Source organism: Thermoclostridium caenicola, from assembly GCF_900142095.1.
GTDB classification, from domain to species: Bacteria; Bacillota; Clostridia; order DSM-8532; family DSM-8532; genus Thermoclostridium_A; species Thermoclostridium_A caenicola.
This window is the reverse complement of record NZ_FQZP01000002.1, coordinates 30,757-45,282: the sequence shown is the minus strand read 5'-3', so window position 1 is coordinate 45,282 and position 14,526 is coordinate 30,757. Positions and strand designations below refer to the sequence as shown.

Below are 14,526 nucleotides of genomic sequence, written 5' to 3'. Positions count from 1 at the left end.
TGTATCAAACTACCCAAAACACAAAGGAGACTTGACATATGGCAAGACTGGAAACCATGGACGGCAACCAGGCTGCTGCCTATGCATCCTATGCTTTTACTGAGGTAGCGGCCATCTATCCCATAACTCCCTCGTCTCCCATGGCGGAAACCGTTGATGAATGGTCGGCCCATGGGAAGAAGAACCTGTTCGGACAACCTGTGAAAGTGGTGGAGATGCAGTCGGAGGCCGGCGCTGCCGGTGCCATGCACGGCTCCCTTGCCGCAGGCTCCCTCACCACCACCTATACGGCCTCCCAGGGACTTCTTTTGATGATACCCAACATCTACAAGATGGTCGGAGAGCTCCTGCCCGGTGTATTGCATGTATCGGCCAGGGCCATTGCGACCCATGCCCTGTCCATCTTTGGTGACCACCAGGATGTGATGGCCTGTCGCCAGACCGGCGCGCCCATGCTGGTGTCCTCCAACGTCCAGGAGGTTATGGACCTGGCCTGCGTGGCCCATCTGGCCGCCATCAAGTGCAGGCTTCCCTTCATTCACTTCTTTGACGGTTTCAGGACCTCCCATGAGTACCAGAAGATCAGTGTCATCGATTACGAGGATCTGGAGCGGATCCTGGACTATGATGCCATCAAAGCCTTCAGGGAAAGCGCGCTGAACCCTGAGCATCCCAAGATCAGGGGAACGGCCCAGAACCCGGACATCTACTTCCAGGGCCGGGAAGTCCAGAACCGGTTCTTTGATCAGGTGCCCAAAATCGTGGACAAGGTGATGCAGGATATCCACAGCATTACCGGGCGGCTATACAGGCCTTTCGACTATTACGGCGCCAGGGATGCCGAATACGTGATCGTGGCCATGGGCTCGGTTTGCGACACCATTGAGGAGACGGTGGATTACCTGATGAACCGGGGCGAAAAGGTAGGCCTCATCAAGGTCCGCCTGTACCGGCCCTTCTCTGCAAAGCACTTCTTTGATGTGCTGCCCAGAACCGTCAAACGCATCGCCGTCCTCGACAGGACCAAGGAACCTGGCGCAACCGGAGAGCCCCTCTATCTGGATGTGGTCAAAGTGTTCTACGATAAGGGCGCAAAGCCCCTTATCGTTGGCGGGCGCTACGGACTGGGATCCAAGGACACAAGGCCCTCGCAAATCCTGGCCGTGTTTGAAAACCTCAAGCAGAAGATACCCAAGGATCATTTCACCATCGGCATCGTAGATGATGTGACAGGAACATCCCTGCCTGAGGGCGAACCGATAGAGACCACACCTGCGGGTACCATCAGCTGCAAATTCTACGGCCTGGGTTCGGACGGAACGGTGGGGGCCAACAAGAGCGCCATCAAGATTATCGGGGACAATACCAACCTGTATGTTCAGGCTTATTTCTCCTATGACAGCAAGAAATCAGGCGGAACCACGGTCTCCCACTTAAGGTTCGGGCCCAAACCGCTGCGATCACCCTATCTGGTTTACAGAGCCGATTATATCGCCTGCCATAATAAATCCTTTATTTATAATTATGACATCCTGAAAGGCCTGAAGCCGGGCGGCACCTTCGTGCTGAACTGCCCCTGGACGCCGGAGGAGCTTGACAAGGAGCTGCCGGCGTACCTGAAGCGCTTTATCGCCAGGGAGAAAATCAGGTTCTATATCGTCGACGCCATCAGCATTGCGGGTGAAATCGGCCTGGGCAACAGGATCAACATGATCATGCAGGCGGCCTTCTTCAAACTGGCCAATATCATTCCCGTGGAGGACGCGGTCAGGTACCTGAAGGATATGATCGAAAAAATGTACGGCAAAAAGGGCCAGAAGATCGTGGACATGAATAAAAAGGCAGTGGATATGGGCATTGAAAGGCTTGTTGAAGTGGAGGTTCCCGAGTCCTGGAAAGATGCCGAAGATGAGCAACAGCCCGTCAAGGATGAGCCCGAATTCATCAAGCGGGTCCACAAGGTTATGTCCAGGATGGAAGGCGACGAGCTGCCCGTCAGCGCCTTCAAGGGCATGGAGGACGGTTCCTGGCCGTCGGGAACCACGGCCTATGAAAAGCGCGGCATAGCCGTGATGATCCCTGAATGGCAGATCGATAACTGCATCCAGTGCAACCAATGCTCCTATGTGTGCCCCCATGCCACCATCCGTCCGTTCCTTTTGGACGAGGAGGAAAAGAAACGGGCGCCGGAAAGCTTCCTGACCAAGCAGGCCACCGGGAAAGGCCTTGAAAGCTACCAGTACCGCATCCAGGTGGCCCCGCTGGACTGCACGGGATGCTCCAACTGCGCCAATGTCTGCCCGGCCAAGGAAAAGGCGCTTATCATGAAGCCGGCGGAGGAACAGATCCTCGCCCAGGCGGAGAACTGGGAGTTTGCCATGACGGTGAGGGCCAAGGAGAACGTGATGAACCCCAGGACCGTGAAAGGCAGCCAGTTCTTAAGGCCGTTGCTGGAATTCAACGGCGCATGCCCCGGTTGCGGCGAAACGCCCTATATCCGCCTGTTGACGCAGCTTTTCGGAGACAGGATGATGATCGCCAATGCCACCGGCTGCTCATCCATCTGGGGAGCCAGCGCTCCTTCCATTGCCTATACCACCAATGCGGAGGGCAAGGGTCCGGCCTGGGCCAACTCCCTGTTTGAGGACAACGCCGAGTATGGCTACGGCATGTATCTTGGCGTCAGGCAGATCCGTGAGAAGCTGGCAGAGTTGATGCAGGAAGCCCTGAAGACCGATCTGCCGGAGGATGTTAAGGAGGCCTTCAGCAGATGGCTTGAGGCAAAAGACGATGGCGAAGCCTCAAAAGCGGCTTCCAGGGCTGTTCTGGATGCCATCAAGGATAAATGGAAAAAGAGCGATCTGTTACGGCAGATCATGGAGCGAAAGGATTTCCTGGTCAAGCGATCCTTCTGGATCATCGGAGGGGACGGCTGGGCCTACGACATCGGGTTCGGCGGCCTGGACCATGTCCTTGCCATGGGGGATGACGTCAACCTGTTCGTGATGGATACCGAGATCTACTCCAACACCGGCGGACAATCCTCCAAGGCGACGCCCGCTTCTGCCGTGGCAAAATTTGCCGCAGGCGGCAAGAAGGTCCGCAAGAAAGATCTGGGCATGATGGCCATGAGCTATGGCTATGTCTATGTGGCCCAGATCGCCATGGGCGCCGATATGAACCAGACCATCCGGGCCATCACCGAGGCCGAGAGCTACCCCGGACCGTCGCTGATCATCGCTTATTCGCCCTGTGTCAGCCACGGTATCAGGAAGGGCATGGGCAGCAGTATTGAGGAAGAAAAACTGGCTGTGGAATCCGGGTACTGGCATCTTTACCGGTATAACCCGGCCCTCAAGGAGCAGGGTAAGAACCCGTTCCAGCTTGACTCCAAGGATCCCAAGATCCCTTACCAGGACTTCCTCCATGGCGAACTGCGTTATGAAGCGCTGTTCAATGTGTTCCCGGACATTGCCCAGCAGATGTTCGAGGTTTCCGAACAACATGCGAAGGAGCGCCTGGAGAATTACAAACGCCTGGTCGGCGTGACTGCGGGCAGTTCTGAGCAATAGACCGGATAATGAACGCACTGTTTCGGTAAAACTGTGCTAGCCAAGCTGACAGGGGGTAAATCGAAGCAGGCAAACTGTAAATGGCCTGGTTTCGGCATTCGGCCGAAGCCGGGCCATTAGTCTATCTTCAGTAAATATGGAGGGTGCCTCAATCAACCTTGAGGCACCCTCCCTGGTCAAGAATCAAAAGGGGGATTATTTACTTCTGGTTGGCATCCACGTAGTCCTTGGCGTTTCTGACCTGGAATTCACTGGGCTCTGTCACGCCTGATTCCGGCTTTTTCCTCTCAATATTGGCCCATGCGGCGGTATCATGTTTTTCTATGGGCATGGCCATATGCTTTTCCTTATATTTATTCTTTGCCACTGTCAGCACCTCCGAAAACAGTGTTATTCACGCATTTCACGCATCTCATCCGTTTCACCACGGTCATCTCTGGTGCTGAACATGCGGTTTCCGAAAATGAGGCTAAGCACGCCAAGCACAAGGAAAACATAAAACAGTATCTTGGCGATTCCGAAAGTCAGGTTGGCGATAAGACCAAATCCGAACAAGGCGGATATGATGGCTAAAACAAAAAAGGCGACCACCCATTTAAACAAAACCATTACCTCCTTTCAGCCTAAAAATTGGCGATAAACGGCGAAAACTGCCAACACATCGCCTTATTCTTAGCTTCTCCTGTTGATTCGGCAAATATTTTGCATCATTCGGGATGAAATTGAATTTCCTTGGGGGAATGAAAAAACGATCCTGAACAAAATTTTCCAGGATCGTGGCCCGAAAGTGCTAAAATCAGGCAAGACCCAGAAGCCGTGCGCCGTTGGCCACAACGAAACACACACAAAGTCCGGTCAGAGTGGGAACGAGAATGGAAACCAGCGTCCATTTCCAGCTTTGGGTTTCCTTCCTGATGGTCAGGCAGGTGGTGCTGCAGGGCCAGTGCATCAGGGAAAACAGCATCACGCATATGGCTGTGAGCCAGGTCCAGCCGTTGGCCACCAATAGTTCCCGCAACTGGATGAGGCTTTCAAATTCCATCATGCTTCCTTCGGCCATGTAGCTCATAATGAGGATGGGGATGACGATCTCATTGGCCGGGAACCCCAGGATGAAGGCCATCAGGATGTAGCCGTCCATGCCGAACAGCCTGGCGAAGGGATCCAGGAAGTTGGCCGAGTGGGAAAGAAGGCTCATGCCTCCCGCGTGAATATTGGCCATTGCCCATATGATCAGGCCTGCCGGAGCAGCCACCATGACGGCCCTTCCCAGCACAAACAGGGTCCTGTCTAAGATGGAACGGACGATGATTCTTCCCGCCTGGGGCTTCCTGTATGGTGGAAGTTCCAGCGTGAAGGAGGAGGGAAGCCCTTTAAGGATGGTCCTGGAAAGCAGCCTGGAGATCACTAGGGTCATTATAATACCTAGTATTATCACCCCGGTCAGTATCAGCGTGGAGACGATGCTTTGGAAAGGCCCGCTCAGCATGCCGGCAAAGAACATGGTGATAATCGCGATGAGGGTGGGAAACCGCCCGTTGCAGGGAACAAAATTATTGGTAATGGTGGCTACAAGCCTTTCTCTTGGGGAATCAATGATCCGGCATCCCACAACGCCCGCTGCGTTGCATCCAAAGCCCATGCACATGGTGAGGGCCTGTTTGCCGTGGGCGCAGGCCTTCTTGAAAAAATTGTCCAGGTTGAAAGCGACCCTGGGCAGGTACCCCAAATCCTCAAGGAGCGTGAACAGCGGGAAGAAGATGGCCATGGGCGGCAGCATCACCGAGACCACCCAGGCCAGGGTCCTGTACATGCCGGCTACCAAAAGGCCATGCAGCCAGGCCGGGGCGCCGATGGCCATAAATAAGTCCGTCAGTTGCTCCTCCACCCAGAACAGGCCGTCTGCCAGAACCGAGGATGGGTAATTGGCCCCGGTGATGGTTATCCAGAAGATGATGCCCAAAAGCCCGATCATGATGGGAATACCATAGATCCGGGATGTGAGTATCCTGTCAATGCGCTGGTCCCGCATATTGTAGCCGGGCTTTTCAACGGTTACCACCCGGCGGCTGATCGCCTCAGCCTTGCGGACAATCCCTGAAACGATCATGTCTTTGTAAAGGTCCGGTTGAATCCCTGCGGCATCGAGGGTTTCTTTAGCTTTCCGGAAACCATCGGCAATGGCTTCGAAGCGCATCAGGTCATAGCCCAGATAGTTATTGATGGCCTTCAGCAACCTCTCGTCGTCTTCCAGAAGCCGTAACGCCACCCACCGCGGATTCAGCCCGCCCTTGACGACACCCTTCAGCGCAGGTTCCAGAAAACTTACCGCCGACTCAATGACTTCAGGGTATTGAATGACCAGCGGGGAACCATCGGTTTTTGCGGATGTAACTTTCCAAACCTCGTCCATGAGTATGTCCAATCCCTTTCCGTTCCTGGCGCTGGTTCCTGCCACCGGTACACCCAACTGGTGCGACAGTTCCTCCAGATCGATGCGTATCTTTTTGCGACGTGCCTCATCCATGAGATTGACACAGACCACCACATTGGAGGTAGCCTCCAGGGTCTGCAGGATCAGGTTCAGGTTGCGCTCAAGACAGGTGGCGTCCGCGACCACGATAACGGCATCCGGATTCCCGAAGCAGATAAAATCACGGGCTACTTCTTCTTCCACCGAGTTAGCCATCAGGGAATAGGTACCCGGAATATCCACGAGGATGAACTGGGTGTCTCCGTGGGTGAAGTTTCCCTGGGCGATAGTGACGGTTTTTCCAGGCCAGTTGCCGGTATGCTGCCGCATACCGGTCAGGCTGTTGAACACAGTGCTTTTTCCCACATTAGGATTACCCGCCAGTGCGATGACTTTCTGTCCGGGTGACACACGTTCCACATGCAGTGCATCAGAAAGAACGCAGCACCCGGTGGATTGGTTTGAAAGACCCATCTTGCCTTGCCCTCCTTATGCGTTCATGAGTCGTGGTTTTATACAGCTTCTACGATGATTTGTGATGCCTCTTCGGAACGGAGCGCAATAACGGCTCCCCGGATAAGGTAAGCCACGGGGTCGCCGGACGGGCTTTTTTGAAGCGCTTCGATGATCGTATCCGATATCAGGCCAAGATCCAGCATCCTTCGCCTGGAAATGCCGTTGGACATCAGAGCCTTCACCCTTGCTTTCCTCCCGGTGGGCAGAAAACTGAGGGGCATGATATGTCCCGGACTGATGAGTGAATCTGTCTTCTGCTTCATTGGAATGACCCCTTTTTGTCCGGTTTTAGCCGGGGTTAAAAATTTTTCCCTAAACCAACATATGAGGATCCCTGTATATTGGTTACGGCTACCTTGTGCCGGCGGAAAGCCGGAGATCTGGCGTTTGGGTTTCCAGTATTTGATTTGCCTTGGGAACGGCTCTTTGGGTATAATCCGAAAAGAATGAACGGCAAGGCGGTATACCATATGGATTTTGCAGATCGGCTGTGCTCATGGTTTTCGGAGAATATGCGGGACATGCCCTGGCGTCATACCCGGGATCCGTACAGCATCTGGGTTTCCGAGATCATGCTGCAGCAAACCCAGGTGGATACGGTTATTCCCTATTATGAGCGCTTTATGAAGCGTTTTCCGAGTGTTGAGGCCCTGGCCCGGGCAAGCCTGGAGGAGGTTCTTGCCCTGTGGCAGGGATTGGGCTATTACAAGCGCGCAGAGAACCTGCACAGAGGCGCCAGGTATATTATGGAGCAGCATGGCGGGCATTTTCCCGTTGATCCGGCTGCCTTGCGGAAAATCCCCGGAATCGGTGCCTATACCGCAGGCGCGGTCCTGAGCATTGCCTTTGGCATACCGGCTCCGGCAGTGGACGGGAACGTCATGCGGGTTCTGTCCCGCCTGTTCCTGATGGAACAGGATGTCGGGCAGGCAAAATCCAGGCCGGCCTTTGAAGAAAAGGTGATGTCGCTTCTTAAGGGGGATCCGGGAGTATTCAACCAGGCCATGATGGAACTTGGTGCCCTGGTATGCACGCCCAGGAAACCCGATTGCCCGGTATGTCCTGTAAACGGCTTCTGCCAGGCATATAAAAGAAACACCGTTGAGCAATACCCGGTCAAAGCCGGAAGACCCAAGCCCGTTACCGAGCGATACCGGGTCCTGGTCATCTGTCGGAGCGGAAGTTACTGGATGGAAAAGCGCCCTGGCGAGGGCCTGCTTGCCGGGCTTTGGGGCTTTCCGCTCATAGGGGAGGAGCAGTGGAGACTGGTTGAGCCCATGCTGGAAAAAAAGCGCATATTGAAGCGGGTTTGCCACGTGTTTACCCACCGCCGCTGGGAGTTGGAGCCGGTATTGATAGAGGTAAGCGAAAGTTGCGGCACCTTGCCCATTGACTTCAGCGTTCCGGCGGATCTGGGTGGCTTCCAGACACCGGAACAGATGCAGCGGCTGCCCGTGCCCACCGTTTTCCGCAAAGTCATCCGGCAGTTGGATGATGCCGGTGCCTGATGAGCCATTGAGGTATTGATTGAGTCAAAAAGGTATATAACTAAAGCCGGACAGGCACGGTGCCAATGTACGGCAAGGACTGATAACGACGCTGTTTTGTGCCTGACACAAACCTTTCCCCGGGAGGATATATAGCCATGGATGAAGTGCGGGCATTTTTCAACCAAATTGAGGAGCATTTGATGAAGGATGAAAAGCCCTCGGTGTTTTTGGAAGAATCCAGGAACAGGCCTGAGATGCGGAGTTTCCCCTTTGTCTACCTGAAGCGCCTTGAGGATGTGGAGCAATCCCCGGTTCACCACCCCGAAGGCAATGTCTGGAACCATACCATGCTGGTGGTGGATCAGGCGGCCAGGCGAAGAGAAAAGAGCGAGAATCCCCGGGCGTTCATGTGGGCCGCCCTGCTCCATGACATCGGAAAAGCGGTCACCACACGGCTGCGAAAGGGAAGGATCACGGCCTATGATCATGACAAGGCAGGAGAGAAGCTGGCGGTTGAGTTCCTGAAAGCCTGCGGGCAGGAGGAGGCATTCATCCGGGCAGTTTCCGCGCTGGTCCGATGGCATATGCAGGCGCTCTTTGTGATCAATCATCTTCCCTTTGCCGAGATTGAAAAGATGAAAAGCCAGGTATCCATTCGTGAGATCGGCCTGTTGGCCCTCTGCGACCGCCTGGGAAGGCCGGGCCGTGACGAGGCCAGAGAGGAAGAAAACATCAGGCTGTTTATGGAAAAATGCAATTCCGTACCTGCAAAAAGATAGATTCCGGATCAAATGTCCGGAAAAGGTCGGACTGCCTGACGGCCTGGTACCTGGCCTTTCAGGACGGGGGCACCCGGCAGGCACGAATGGAAAAAATAATGGTTGTATGGGAAAAAGTGCTTGACAAGATAGTGGATGGTGTCATAAAATAATATCAAACTATATCGTTTGAAAAGCGATGATTGGAAGTAGTAGATGAATTGCGAAATTCACAGAGAGCCGTGGCAGGTGAGAGACGGTAATTTCAGGTTCATCGAACTCGTCCATGAGCTTCTGCCCGATAATGTAGGGTAAGACGGAGTTCCACCGTTAAAGGGATAGATGGTGATGGCCATCGAAAAAAGGGGATTCATATTATTTATGAATCAATAAGAGTGGTACCGCGGGATATCAACCTCGTCTCTTACACGGAGACGAGGTTTTTTAATTCCAATAAAGAAAATTTCCCCGCAAACAAAGGGGAACTATCTGCGCAGATATAAAAAGAAAATATCATGATTGAAACGGAGGTTGTCAGATCATGCGTAAAATAATTGTGCTGGATACAACTTTGAGGGACGGCGAGCAGGTTCCCGGTGCAAAATTGAATCTTTACGAGAAGCTGGAGATTGCAAACCAGCTCAAAAACCTGAACGTGGACATCATTGAGGCCGGATTCCCGGCTTCGTCGGCCGGAGATTTCAAGGCCGTGGAGGAGATCGCCAAAAAGGTCGGCGACAAGGTGATGATCACCGCCCTGGCCAGAGCGGTAAAAAGCGATATTGACGCTGTTTACCACAGCGTCAAGCATGCCGAACAGCCCTTGATTCATATCGTTCTCGGCACATCCGACGTGCATGTGCAGAAGAAGTTCAGAAAGACCAGGGAGCAGATTCTGGAACAGGGCGTGGAGGCTGTGAAGTACGCCAAGTCCTTGTGCCCGAATGTCCAGTATTCCACCGAGGATGCTTCCAGGTCGGATTTCGAGTATCTCTGGCAGACCATTGAAGCGGTTGTGAAAGCCGGGGCCACCATGATCAACATACCCGATACGGTTGGTTATGCGGTTCCCGAGGAATTCGGCGAGTTGATCAGAAAGATTAATGAACGGCTCAAGAACCTCAATCCCGACGTCATCTTAAGCGTTCATTGCCATAATGACACAGGTCTTGCCACGGCCAACACCCTGGCGGCCATCAAGAACGGCGCCGACAAGGTGGAGTGCACCATCAACGGCATCGGTGAAAGGGCGGGTAATGCGGCCCTTGAAGAAGTTGTCATGGGGCTCTTCCTGAGGAAGGACTATTACCAGGCTACCACCGGCATCAAGACCACCGAACTCAAGAAAACATCCCGCCTCGTCAGCTCGCTGATGGGCCTTGATGTCCAGGTCAACAAGGCGATTGTGGGCGATAACGCGTTTGCCCATTCTTCCGGTATCCACCAGGATGGTCTTCTGAAATCCAGGGATGCCTATGAGGTCATCCATCCTGAGGATGTTGGTGTGGACGACATGGAAATCATTCTTACTGCAAGATCCGGGCGCCATGCCGTTAAGAACGCCCTGGCCCAGGTCGGATTCACCAACTATACCGATGAGGAATTCGAGCAGATCTTTGCCAAATTCCTTGAGCTGGCCGATGCCAAGAAGGAAGTCTACAACCACGACCTGTTCCATATCGTCCAGAGCACCATCAGGCGGGATAACGCAGAAGGTCCCGAACTGAAAGATCTCTACGAGCTTGCGGATATGCAGGTTGTTATCAACAACAACTTCCCGTCCGCCAGCGTGAAGATCAAGAAGGGCGACGAAATTCTCACCGCCAGCAACGTGGGCGATGGTGCTGTTGATGCGCTCTACACCGCTATCCGCGAGGCGACGGGTGTTGAGCTGAACCTCTTGGAATACAAGCTGAACAGCATTTCCAGGGGCAAGGAAGCTTTGGGAAGGGTCAGCATCAAGGTCAGCCGCAACGGCAAGAACTATTCGTCCAAGGCCATTGACACCGATATCCTCAAGGCCAGCGCCCTGGCTTTCGTCAACGCAGTGAACATGGCAGTTGTCGATGAGATGGTTTCAAAACGTGAGCAGGCGGTGGTTTAAGTAACCTTTTCCGCGTAGGCCAACAGGCTGTCCAGGCTTTCCTGGCTCCGGTCTTCAAGAAGGGGGGCGAAAAGATCGCCCTCCTTTTTTAATCTTTCCAGGGCATTGTTGAGCGTAAAATCCTCCGGGCGTACGCCCTTTTTCAGTTCCTCCCACCGGATGGGCATGGAAACGGTTGCCTGTTGGGTGGCCCTCGGTGTGTAGACCATGGCGATGGTCTTGCCCTGCCACATTTGCAGGTAATCGAAATAGACCCTCGTCCCCCTCTTTTCGATCATGCGCTCAATGGTGATCTTATCAGGGTGCTTCTGGCTGAAATAACTACCGAAGAAGGTGTTGATCCGTCGTGCCTTATCGTAATCGTAGCGGCCTCCGACCGGGATGTAGATCTGAAGGCCCGTGGCGCCGGAGGTTTTAATAAAGCTCGTGATGGAGAGGGAATCCAGGGTCTCCTTCACCAGCAGGGCCACTTCCGCCACATCCTCGAACCGTTGTCCTTCAGAGGGATCCAGATCAAAGACGATGGCGGTGGGATGGTTTTCCCGCTGCCAGGTGTTGAAGGAAGTATGGAATTCCAATGCTGCCAGGTTCACCAGCCAGGCCAGGGTGGGCAGGGAGTCCAGCAGGATATAGGAAACATTGTTCCAGGTATGCGTGTTCACCCATTCGGGGGTATGTTCCGGGGCGTTTTTCTGGTAAAAGGATTCGCCGCCGGCTCCGTGGGGGTACCGGATGGATGTGAGGAGCCTGTCCTGTGAATGGGGCAGAATATAGGGGGCCAACTCCATCATCCTGGCCAGGTAGTCGATCTTCCTGATGCCGGCCTCGGGCCAGAGCGGCTTTTCCGGGTTGCTGAACTTGATCTTTTTGCCCTCAACAATAATGATTTCCGCGTCGGGCATAGCATGGACACTTCCTTTTTTATTCTTGCCGCCATTGAGGGGCGGCACTATGCCGTCTTCACCACGTCATTGCAAGGAGGCATAGCCGACGAAGCAATCTCAATCACTCCCATGGTCGCCTTTGAAGTATTAGGAGATTGCCGCGCTTCACTGCGTTCCGCTCGTAATGATACCTGGTGCAGGAAGGGAACCCGTAAAGCCCGGCCGCTGTGCTGCACGGCTGCAAAACAGCAGCTGCTCGAATAGGGGGCGGCTGAACTCGCTGCGCTCAAACAGCAGCCGCCCTCATCCCATTCTCGCAGGCTGTTTTGGCGCCTTATCGCAATGCGGCCTTAACCTTTACGGGTTCCCTTTTTATGCAGGTGTCGTTGCGAGTGAGCATAGCAATCCCTCCATGCCCTGGGATTGCCACGCTCTGCTGCCCTGCGCTCACAATGACACCTATGGATATACTCCGCAAGCCGTACCACCACGTCATTGCGAGGAGGTATAGCCGACGAAGCAATCTCAATCACTCCCATGGTCGCCTTTGAAGTATTAGGAGATTGCCGCGCTTCACTGCGTTCCGCTCGTAATGACATCCGGGTACTGTTTTACGGGCTCCCTGAGATTGCCGCTTTCCTTTGATGCTTCGTTCGTAATCTGACAGACGCAGCGTGGCAATCATTCCACATACTCCGTCCCGTTGGCCTCATCGGGACTGCTGCGGTTGAACCCCAGGATCTTGGGATGCCTGAGGACCCCGTCGTGGGTCCATTCCAGGAAACTGACCCAGCATGTCAGGGCGGGCTTGAACCACACAATGTCTTCCGTGCCTGATGGGACTGCCGGAAACGGGGATGATTCGGAAGCCATATAGCTCATGTTCTCCCGCAGAAGGCGGAAATGCTCCTGGGTCAGTCCTGATGAGGCTTTTCCAATATAGATCCATTCCCTGTCAGGCCTGATGCCCAAAAGGAGGGCGTTGGGGAAACCTGCCTTCATGGAAAGGCCGCATACTGCGGCAAGGAGCTTTTTTTGCAGCTTAGTCTTGTACCAGTCCCTGTGGTTTTTGCCGCCGGTATAAGGACTGTCGGCCCGCTTGGAGACGATGCCTTCCCATCCTTTCTGCTTCATCAGATCGAAAAGGGCGTCCCCGTCGGAGAAATCGTCGGTAATGGCCACATTCCGGCCTGGCATCAGCCTTTCTTCCAGGATGGCCTTCCGCTGCCTTAAGGGGTGTTCTCTTAAGTCTTTGCCGTCCAGGCTCAGGATATCGAATACGATGTACCGGACCGGATTCTGCCTGGCATAGAGGGATGCCCTGGCGGGATTACCCAGCCTCTCCCGGGTGAGCACATGGTAAAAGGACGGCTTCTGGTCCTGGTCAAGGACAATGATTTCGCCGTCCAGCCAGGCACTTGTTGCCTTCAGAAGCCCGGGGACCTCGTCCAGTTCCGGGTAAAAACCCGTGCGCTCGCGCCGGTTCTTTGTAAAAAGCCGCAACTTCCCGTTCTCCACCCGGCAGAGGATTCTTACGCCATCCCATTTGACCTGGTGAATCCACTGGCATCCTGTGACCACATCTGGCCTAAGAATGGGCTCCATGGGCTCAATCCAATCCATGGACTCAACCTGCCTCGATGGGCTGCTTTTTGCCCTTCCTGGCGCGTTCCTTGCCCGGGGGTGTTTTGCCCTGCTTTCTCATTTCCTGGGTTTGTTGCAGGCTGGCCTGAAGGGCTGCCATGAGATCCACCACATTGCGCTGGGGCGCTTCCGGAGCGGAAACGATTTCTTCGCCTTCGGCCTTCTTCCGGATAAGCTCCAGGAGTTCCTCCCGGTATTCGTCCCTGTATTTTTCCGGCCTGAATTCAGTGGTCAGGTTTTCTATCAGTTGTTCGGCCATGGCAAGCTCCCGTTCCTCGATTCTGACATCCTGAGGGATGCCGGGAATGAGGCTTACGGGCCGGACCTCATCGGGATAGAATATGGTCTCCAGTATGAGAATATTGTTGAGCACCCGGATAACGGCCAGGGATTGCTTGTTCCGGATGGTTATTTTGGCCACCGCTATCCTTCCCGTTTTCTGCATGGCCTGGCACAGAAGGCTGTAGGCTTTGTGGCCGCTGTTTTCCTGGGGTGCGAGATAATAGGATTTGTCAAAATAGATGGGATCGATCTCGCGCAGATCCACAAAGTCCAGGATCTCTGCAGTTTTTGCGGTAGCCGGTTTGATGGCTTCCAGGTCTTCATCATCGATGAGTACAAATCTTCCCGGCTCATACTCGAAGCCCCGGACCAGGTCATCGGGGCTTATTGTTTCCTGGCAGGTGGGGCAGACCCGTTCCTGCCTGATGGGGGTCCGGCATTTCTTATGCAGGGTTTTGAACCGGATATCCTTGTCTTCGGTGGCTGCGAACATCTTGACCGGTATGTTGACCAGGCCGAAGCTGATCGAGCCTTTCCACATGGTATGCATGGCTTCCCCTCCTTTTTCCTCCTTATCTTTCGTTGATTGTCCCCGGCTTATGCGTACGAAGCCCTGTAAGTGGCAGAATTATGTAACCGAGGCTACCGACATGGACAGGTCAGCGTGCTATAATGATTTCAAAAGAAAAATTATTGTTGCAGATGAATAATCTGCCTGGCTTTAAGGCTATATAACATAGAAACAGGATTTTCCAGGCGGAGCGACCGGAGGTTGTCGCCCGCTGATGATAAGGGAGGTATGC

11 protein-coding genes and 1 other annotated feature are annotated in these 14,526 nt (G+C 54.0%); of the genes, 4 read left to right on the top strand and 7 right to left on the bottom strand.

Annotation, left to right across the window (positions count from 1 at the left end):
• Positions 1-38: 38 nt before the first annotated feature.
• Entirely contained in the window at positions 39-3,572 is a 3,534-nt protein-coding gene (gene nifJ, locus F3H12_RS00880; RefSeq protein WP_149677454.1) for a pyruvate:ferredoxin (flavodoxin) oxidoreductase, read from the top strand.
• A gap of 199 nt (positions 3,573-3,771) precedes the next feature.
• Here nifJ and F3H12_RS00875 read toward each other — a convergent pair whose 3' ends face one another.
• The 4 genes from F3H12_RS00875 to F3H12_RS00860 form a co-directional block, all read right to left on the bottom strand.
• Positions 3,772-3,939, bottom strand: a complete 168-nt coding sequence (locus tag F3H12_RS00875; protein WP_149677453.1) for a CDIF630_02480 family spore surface protein — start codon at positions 3,937-3,939, stop codon at positions 3,772-3,774.
• 23 nt (positions 3,940-3,962) lie between these two features.
• Positions 3,963-4,175 (bottom strand): DUF1328 domain-containing protein, encoded by a 213-nt coding sequence (locus tag F3H12_RS00870; RefSeq protein WP_149677452.1) that lies wholly within the window; start codon positions 4,173-4,175, stop codon positions 3,963-3,965.
• 193 nt (positions 4,176-4,368) lie between these two features.
• On the bottom strand, positions 4,369-6,519 hold the full coding sequence (gene feoB / locus F3H12_RS00865) for a ferrous iron transport protein B (RefSeq protein ID WP_149677451.1): 2,151 nt from the start codon (positions 6,517-6,519) through the stop codon (positions 4,369-4,371).
• Between the two features lie 38 nt (positions 6,520-6,557).
• Entirely contained in the window at positions 6,558-6,782 is a 225-nt protein-coding gene (locus tag F3H12_RS00860; RefSeq protein WP_479694060.1) for a FeoA family protein, read from the bottom strand.
• A gap of 249 nt (positions 6,783-7,031) precedes the next feature.
• Here F3H12_RS00860 and mutY point away from each other — a divergent pair, with 249 nt between their 5' ends.
• From mutY to F3H12_RS00845, 3 genes are all read left to right on the top strand, one after another.
• Complete coding sequence (mutY, locus tag F3H12_RS00855) at positions 7,032-8,069, top strand: A/G-specific adenine glycosylase (protein WP_149677449.1); 1,038 nt, start codon at positions 7,032-7,034, stop codon at positions 8,067-8,069.
• 137 nt (positions 8,070-8,206) lie between these two features.
• Positions 8,207-8,830: an HD domain-containing protein gene (locus tag F3H12_RS00850; protein WP_149677448.1), complete on the top strand. Its 624-nt coding sequence runs from the start codon at positions 8,207-8,209 to the stop codon at positions 8,828-8,830.
• 169 nt (positions 8,831-8,999) lie between these two features.
• Positions 9,000-9,237 (top strand) — a binding site (T-box leader).
• A 113-nt stretch (positions 9,238-9,350) separates the two neighbouring features.
• Positions 9,351-10,913 carry a 2-isopropylmalate synthase gene (locus F3H12_RS00845; protein WP_243133147.1) on the top strand — a complete coding sequence of 521 codons (1,563 nt, stop codon included), beginning with the start codon at positions 9,351-9,353 and terminating at the stop codon, positions 10,911-10,913.
• Here the strand turns inward: F3H12_RS00845 and ligD (F3H12_RS00840) are convergent.
• The 3 genes from ligD (F3H12_RS00840) to ku form a co-directional block, all read right to left on the bottom strand.
• Positions 10,910-11,815 carry a non-homologous end-joining DNA ligase gene (gene ligD / locus F3H12_RS00840; RefSeq protein WP_149677446.1) on the bottom strand — a complete coding sequence of 302 codons (906 nt, stop codon included), beginning with the start codon at positions 11,813-11,815 and terminating at the stop codon, positions 10,910-10,912. The genes F3H12_RS00845 and ligD (F3H12_RS00840) overlap by 4 nt on opposite strands.
• Before the next feature lie 663 nt (positions 11,816-12,478).
• Positions 12,479-13,420 carry a non-homologous end-joining DNA ligase gene (ligD, locus tag F3H12_RS00835; RefSeq protein WP_149677445.1) on the bottom strand — a complete coding sequence of 314 codons (942 nt, stop codon included), beginning with the start codon at positions 13,418-13,420 and terminating at the stop codon, positions 12,479-12,481.
• Positions 13,421-13,424: 4 nt separating this feature from the next.
• On the bottom strand, positions 13,425-14,273 hold the full coding sequence (gene ku, locus F3H12_RS00830; RefSeq protein WP_149677444.1) for a non-homologous end joining protein Ku: 849 nt from the start codon (positions 14,271-14,273) through the stop codon (positions 13,425-13,427).
• Positions 14,274-14,526: the final 253 nt, after the last annotated feature.

Coding starts and splice junctions, on each gene's coding strand:
- nifJ (WP_149677454.1), top strand. CDS start 39: ATGGCAAGACTGGAAACCATGGACGGCAACCAGGCTGCTGCCTATGCA.
- feoB (WP_149677451.1), bottom strand. CDS start 6,519: ATGGGTCTTTCAAACCAATCCACCGGGTGCTGCGTTCTTTCTGATGCA.
- F3H12_RS00860 (WP_479694060.1), bottom strand. CDS start 6,782: ATGCCCCTCAGTTTTCTGCCCACCGGGAGGAAAGCAAGGGTGAAGGCT.
- mutY (WP_149677449.1), top strand. CDS start 7,032: ATGGATTTTGCAGATCGGCTGTGCTCATGGTTTTCGGAGAATATGCGG.
- F3H12_RS00850 (WP_149677448.1), top strand. CDS start 8,207: ATGGATGAAGTGCGGGCATTTTTCAACCAAATTGAGGAGCATTTGATG.
- F3H12_RS00845 (WP_243133147.1), top strand. CDS start 9,351: ATGCGTAAAATAATTGTGCTGGATACAACTTTGAGGGACGGCGAGCAG.
- ligD (WP_149677446.1), bottom strand. CDS start 11,815: ATGCCCGACGCGGAAATCATTATTGTTGAGGGCAAAAAGATCAAGTTC.
- ligD (WP_149677445.1), bottom strand. CDS start 13,420: ATGGATTGGATTGAGCCCATGGAGCCCATTCTTAGGCCAGATGTGGTC.
- ku (WP_149677444.1), bottom strand. CDS start 14,273: ATGCATACCATGTGGAAAGGCTCGATCAGCTTCGGCCTGGTCAACATA.